General features: G+C 41.1%; 5 protein-coding genes. 1 reads left to right on the top strand and 4 read right to left on the bottom strand.

Translation table 11 applies throughout. The features are described 5' to 3' along the window. Positions 1 to 111: 111 nt before the first annotated feature. Positions 112 to 2,655: a RecQ family ATP-dependent DNA helicase gene (locus tag ACOYVE_RS08035; protein WP_422881494.1), complete on the top strand. Its 2,544-nt coding sequence runs from the start codon at positions 112 to 114 to the stop codon at positions 2,653 to 2,655. Here ACOYVE_RS08035 and ACOYVE_RS08040 read toward each other — a convergent pair. From ACOYVE_RS08040 to gap, 4 genes are all read right to left on the bottom strand, one after another. Beyond that, positions 2,648 to 2,977, bottom strand: a complete 330-nt coding sequence (locus ACOYVE_RS08040; protein ID WP_422881496.1) for a hypothetical protein — start codon at positions 2,975 to 2,977, stop codon at positions 2,648 to 2,650. The two genes, ACOYVE_RS08035 and ACOYVE_RS08040, sit on opposite strands and share 8 nt — an antisense overlap. Then, on the bottom strand, positions 2,955 to 3,875 hold the full coding sequence (locus tag ACOYVE_RS08045; protein ID WP_422881498.1) for a rhomboid family intramembrane serine protease: 921 nt from the start codon (positions 3,873 to 3,875) through the stop codon (positions 2,955 to 2,957). The genes ACOYVE_RS08040 and ACOYVE_RS08045 overlap by 23 nt, the downstream gene beginning before the upstream one ends. Positions 3,876 to 3,991: 116 nt before the next feature. Beyond that, positions 3,992 to 5,191 carry a phosphoglycerate kinase gene (locus ACOYVE_RS08050; protein ID WP_041356046.1) on the bottom strand — a complete coding sequence of 400 codons (1,200 nt, stop codon included), beginning with the start codon at positions 5,189 to 5,191 and terminating at the stop codon, positions 3,992 to 3,994. Between the two features lie 90 nt (positions 5,192 to 5,281). Next, positions 5,282 to 6,340 (bottom strand): type I glyceraldehyde-3-phosphate dehydrogenase, encoded by a 1,059-nt coding sequence (gap, locus tag ACOYVE_RS08055; protein ID WP_014856584.1) that lies wholly within the window; start codon positions 6,338 to 6,340, stop codon positions 5,282 to 5,284. Between the last annotated feature and the right edge of the window lie 187 nt (positions 6,341 to 6,527).

The raw sequence follows: 6,527 nt of genomic DNA on the forward strand, positions 1-6,527 counted from the left end.
ATTCGTACCAACAATTTAATAAGAAATAAGATAAATTTGTTATTTTATTTGTAAACTTTTTATTAAATCTAAAAAAAACGATTCAAATATGAGAATTAGTCCCGATTTTATATGAAGCCCGAAAAGATACTAAAAGAATTTTTCGGTTACGAAAATTTTCGACCCGGTCAAAAAGAAATAATCGACTCGATACTAGAAGGCAGAAATACGCTGGCAATAATGCCGACAGGCGGAGGCAAATCGATTTGCTATCAGATCCCCGCTCTTCTTTCCGATTCCCTTTCGATCGTAATTTCGCCGCTTATTTCATTGATGAAAGACCAGGTCGATTCGATTAATCAAAAAGAAGAAGTCGCCGCTTACATTAACAGCTCCATCGACCCAAAAGAAATTTATTCGACCTATCGCAATATAGATTCGGGAAAAATTAAGCTGCTCTATGTCGCGCCCGAAAAATTAGACAATAAAGATTTCACCGAAAAAATCAGAAGCGTTAAACCCGCTTTCCTCTTTGTCGACGAAGCCCATTGCATTAGCGAATGGGGGCATAATTTCAGACCAAGTTACCGAAAAATAAAAGAATTCGGCGAATACGTCGGCATCGCGAAAATTTCCGCCTTTACGGCTACCGCAACCGAGGATGTACGCGAAGATATAGTCGCCCAATTGGGGATGAAAAATCCGCGAGTTTTTGTCTACGGTTTCGAAAGAAGCAATCTGCATCTTAATGTAATACGAACCCTCAGGAAAAAAGAAACGCTTTTGAAGATACTCAACGAGAACGGCAAGCCCGCAATAGTTTATACCGCGACTCGCAGGTACACCGAAGAACTGGCAAAATTTCTGACCGACAACGGCGTCGTCTCTTCATACTACCACGCGGGTTTAACCACCGAAATGAGAAAAATCATTCAGGACGACTTTATAAGCGGCAGAACGCAAACTATAATTGCCACAAATGCATTCGGCATGGGCATTGACAAAAGCGACATCAGAACAATCGTGCATTACAATATTCCCGGCAATCTTGAAAATTATTACCAGGAAATCGGCAGAGCCGGCAGGGACGGCAAGCCTTCAAATATTTTTTTATTGTACGACGAACAAGACGTCAATATTCAGGAATATTTCATCAATAATTCTTTTCCCAATCGGAGCCAGGTCGAATTGGTTTATAATTCAATTTGCGACCACCATAAAATAGCTCTGAATACATTCCCCGACAAACCGGCGCGATTGGAGCCCGCCCTAATCGCTTATCTCGAAAAACAAAAGATTAACAAAGCGCTTCTGGAATCTTCTCTAAAAATTCTGGAAAAATCCGGCTATATGAAACCGGATAAAAGCAATTCGAGTAAATATTATGTTGCAATACCTCACACATACGAAAAAATCGATAGCTTCGCAAAAAAGCTTGAAGACAACGAACTTAAAGATCTGTTGTATCTGCTGGCAAAACTTTATAAAGAAAAAATATTTGTTCGTAAAACCGAAATCAGCATAAAAAAATTGTCGGAAATTATTGGCGCAACGGAAAAAGAAATTGCGGAAAATCTCGAACTTCTCGATCGAAGCGGCATAATTAATTTTACGAAACCTACCCTCCATGTTGAAATCAAATTTATTAAAGAAAGGCTTCGGAATGATCTGCTGAAGTTCGACTTTTCGGACAACGAACGCCTGATTAAACACCACCGCACGAAATTGCAACGAATGATAGACTATGCGCATACTAACGACTGCCGTATGAAATTCATACTGTATTACTTCGGCGAGAAAAACGATAATTACGAATGCGGCAAGTGCGATAACTGCACAAACGTAAAAATCGCGCTATCCGACAACGATTATATAAAGGGACATATTCTCAGCGTATTGAGAGAATACAACAATCCTTTACATACGCAAACGCTAACAAAAATATTAACGGGCGCCGATCCTAACTACGGCAATTACGCTTCGTATGCCTCATGCGCTCATTTTGCCGCTTGGGAAATCGAGGACTCGATTACCGATTTGCAAAACGAAAATAAAATCGAGTGCAAGAACGGACTTGTAAAATTAAAAGTCGCCATTAAAAGAAACGATTTCAACGATTACGAATCCCGTTTGATCCTTTTGAATAAATTGAAAGAAATACGGAAAGAAGCCTCTCAAAAATTCAATCAGCCTGCATATATGATTTGTCCCGACGACGTTTTGATTGAAATAGCCCGTCGCAAACCATCGTCTTATTCGGAGTTGATGTCGATACGCGGATTCACAAAATATATGTACAATAAATTGGGAGAAGAAATTCTGTCGGTAATTAAAACCGCGGAGGAAGAAAGTTCTTTAGATAAAAAACTTTCCGAGAAAAATCTTCCTCAAAACTTCCGGAAAATTTACGAGCTCGTTCAAAAGAGATATTCTTTAAGAGACATGTCGTCGATAACCGGCTTGCCGGAATCCGTAATCTCAATTCAGCTCGAAACTTTAATCGGGATATTGCCGGAACTGGAAACGGATTATCTCTTCGATAAAGGCGAGCTCGAACTTATCAATGAAAAAATTAACGAGGGGATACGAGACATTAAAAACCTGTATAAAATTTTTGAGGGAAAAATCAGTTATTCCAAATTGCGAATCGCTCTTGCCCGGAAAGGATTCAGTTAATATTTCCATCCGCCTTCAAACGGTTAAGATATTCTTCCGATAAATTAAAAAATAGTTCCCACTTTTCTTTATCTTCTTCAAGACTCTTCAAATAATCATCAAACTGTTTTTCATCGATATTGTATTTTTTGAAAAGTTCTTTTTTATAAACTTTTGAGGAATCTGATTCGGCGCCGTATTTTTCATTGATTATCAAAATGTGAACGTATAGCTCCGAAGCGATCCGATCTTCGATCTGAGTTTTTTGTTTGCAACCGAAAAATAATGCGGGCAAAAAAAAGAATGCCAACAGTATAATTTTATTTTCTTTTACTGGCTTCAAAAAGAATTCTCTTTTCACGTTCCGTCAAATTTTGGTACCCGCTTTGGCTAATTTTGTCCAGAATTCTGTCGATCTCTTCCTGTGTAATTTCTTCTTCGTCGGAATCCAATTCATAGAATTCGGCTTCTTCGATTTCAGTTCCTTTGAATTTACGCGGCTTTCTGAATTTAGCGGAGCTGCCGAAACTTTGGCTCCGTTTAAATAAATTGAACAAATTATCGAATCTGAAATGATAGTTGCGGTCGAGCATAATGAAAAGGAATCCCGTAACTGCTCCGCCGATGTGAGCCAGGTGAGCTACGATTGTGGGCTCGTTTACGGAAACGAATTCGAACAATACAAGAATTGCGATCAAATATTTGGCTTTGATAGGGATAAGGAAATAGAACAAAATATATCGGTCGGGGAAAAACATTGCAAAGGCGATCATTATTCCGAAAACCGCGCCTGAAGCTCCGATTGTCGGCGCCGAGACCGAACCCAGCAGAGGCGACAATAATATCTGAAACAGACCGGCTCCAATTCCGCAAGCCAGATAAAATATCAAAAACTTTCTCGGGCCCATTAAATTCGCAATTTCCATTCCGAACATCCAGAGCATAAACATATTAAACAGAATATGGGTAAAACTGCCGTGCATAAACTGGTAAGTTATAAATTGCCATATCTGGAAATTATAAGGCTCTCCGAGTTGATCGAATCCCGAGATCGGATTAAGCGCGAAATATCTGTTTAAGAAATACCATCCGGGAATACCCCCGAACGTAAAGTTCTCGAATATTAACTGAATTAAAAATACAACTACATTAATAATCAGTAAATTTTTTATTACCTTCGGGAAGAAGGAAAAGCCTCCGAAACCAGACGGCCGATAATAGTCTCTTGAATCAAGTCCCATTTATTAATCGCTCTTTTTTATATACGAAAATAATTTTTTTTTACGAGAAATGCCCTACATCGAAGAAATTAAATGCGGGCTGACTCATCGAGAGGAGTCAGCCCCGGCATAAATTATCAATTGTCGTCGTTCAAAGCGGCAACGCCCGGCAGGACTTTGCCTTCGAGGAATTCAAGCGAGGCGCCTCCCCCGGTCGAAACGTGAGAGACTTTATCTTCGAGATTTGCTTTTTTAATTGCCGCGGCAGAATCGCCGCCTCCGATTATGGTTTTTGCTCCTTTAGCCGTAGCTTCGGCAAGCGCTTCTGCAATTGCAAAGGTGCCTTTTGCAAAATTATCGAATTCGAAAACGCCGAGCGGCCCGTTCCAGATTATTGTTTTGCTTTCGAGGATTACTTTTCTGAAAGCTTCTATTGTTTTCGGTCCGATATCGAGCCCCATTTTGTCGGCTGGTATTTTATCCGAGTCGACTACTTCGGCGGGAGCGTCGTTATTGAATTCCGGAGCTACCACGTTGTCCTTCGGCAGCAATACGTTCTTTCCGGATGTTTTGAATTTCTCGAGCATTTCTTTGGCAAGGTCAATCTTCTCTTCCTCAAGCAGAGACTTACCGATTTCGTAACCCATCGCTTTATAAAACGTATAAGCCATTCCTCCGCCGATCAAAAGGTTGTCTACTTTCGGCAGGAGATTTTCGATGACGTCAATCTTGCCCGATATTTTCGAACCGCCCAGAATAGCCGTAAACGGGCGTTCGGGATTTGCGATGGCTCCGCCAAGATAGTCCAATTCTTTTTGCATCAGGTAACCGGCGGCGCATACGTCGATATATTTTGTAACGCCTTCCGTGGAAGCATGAGCGCGGTGCGCGCTTCCGAAGGCGTCGTTAATATAAACGTCTCCTAAACTTGCAAGCTGTTTTGCAAATTCGGGGTCGTTCTTCTCTTCTTCAGCGTGAAAACGCAAATTCTCCAGCAACAATACATCGCCTTCCTGCAGAGAATCAGCCATGGCTTTTACTTCATCGCCTATGCAATCAGGGGCGAATTTCACTTCTTTTCCGAGCAATTCGCTCAAACGAGCTGCAACCGGTTTTAAGGAATACTTGGGATTCGGATTCCCTTTGGGTCTGCCGAGATGACTCATTAAAATTGCTTTTCCGCCGTCGGACATTATTTTTTTAATTGTCGGCAACGCGGCTCTAATTCTCAAGTCGTCAGTAATATTCATGTTTTCATCGTAAGGCACGTTGAAATCCACGCGAACCAGAACTCTTTTTCCTTTGAGGTCTACTTTGTCGATACTTAATTTTTTCATTTTATCCTCCATCGATTTTCTTTACCCGATATAAAAAAGACGCAGCGCGGCTTTTCCGTCGACTGCGTCTTTCCTTAAATTTAGTCGATATTATTTACTCATTTTAAGGAGTAAATCGACAACTCTGCAGGAATAACCCCATTCGTTATCGTACCAGGAAACGATTTTGAAGAATCTCTTTTCTCCCGGCAAGTTGTTTTTAAGAGTAGCCAGCGAGTCGTAAATCGAAGAACGTTCGTCGTGAATGAAATCGGTCGATACAACTTCTTCGTCGCAGTAACCGAGAATACCTTTGAGGTATGTTTCGGAAGCTTTTTTCATCAACTCGTCGATTTCTTCGATCGAAGTGTCTCTTTCGGAGCGGAATGTAAGGTCTACAACCGAAACGTCTGCGGTAGGCACACGGAACGACATACCGGTCAATTTGCCTTTGGTCGAAGGCAATACCTGTCCGACCGCTTTTGCGGCGCCGGTGGACGAAGGTATGATATTGATGGCTGCGGCTCTTCCGCCTCTCCAGTCTTTTTTCGATGGACCGTCGACGGTTTTTTGAGTTGCTGTGTAAGAGTGGATTGTGGTCATCAAACCGGTTTCGATTCCGATTCCTTCTTTCATCAACACGTGAACAACGGGAGCAAGACAGTTAGTTGTACACGAAGCGTTCGAAACGATGACGTCCTTTTCGGGATCGTACGAATCGTCGTTCACGCCCATAACGATTGTTTTAACGTCGCCTTTGCCCGGAGCCGTAATCAATACTTTTTTAGCGCCTGCGTCGATATGACCTTTGGCTTTGTCGAAACTGGTAAACAACCCTGTCGATTCGATTACAATGTCTACTCCGAGATCTTTCCAGGGCAATTGGGAGGGCTCTTTCTGAGCCATTACACATTTGATTTTATGTCCGTTGACGACAAGCACATCGTCGGCTTCAAGCGACGGATCGCTTTTTTCGCTTCCGAGTGTTCCTTTGAATTTTCCGTGAACGGAATCATATTTTAACTGATAAGCAAAATATTTTGCGTCTGTGCTGATATCTACAACAGCTACAACGTCTACCTCTTTGCCGAGGTAACCTTTTTCAGCTAGTACGTTGAGTACTAATCTGCCGATTCTTCCGAATCCGTTAATACCTACTTTTACTGCCATAATTTATCCTCCAATTACGAATTTGTGTATAAATTCGGACACAAATATAGATAATTATCTGGCAAAAAGTCAAATTTAGTTGAAATTATTTCAGAGAGACTCCGCATAAATTAAGCAACCTTTGTTTGATTTAATCCTAATTCTGTTTTTAATGCATCTCTAAGTAAGTATAATTTTTTATAATTGT

The organism is Melioribacter sp. (assembly GCF_049325435.1).
Taxonomy (GTDB): Bacteria; Bacteroidota; Ignavibacteria; order Ignavibacteriales; family Melioribacteraceae; genus Melioribacter; species Melioribacter roseus.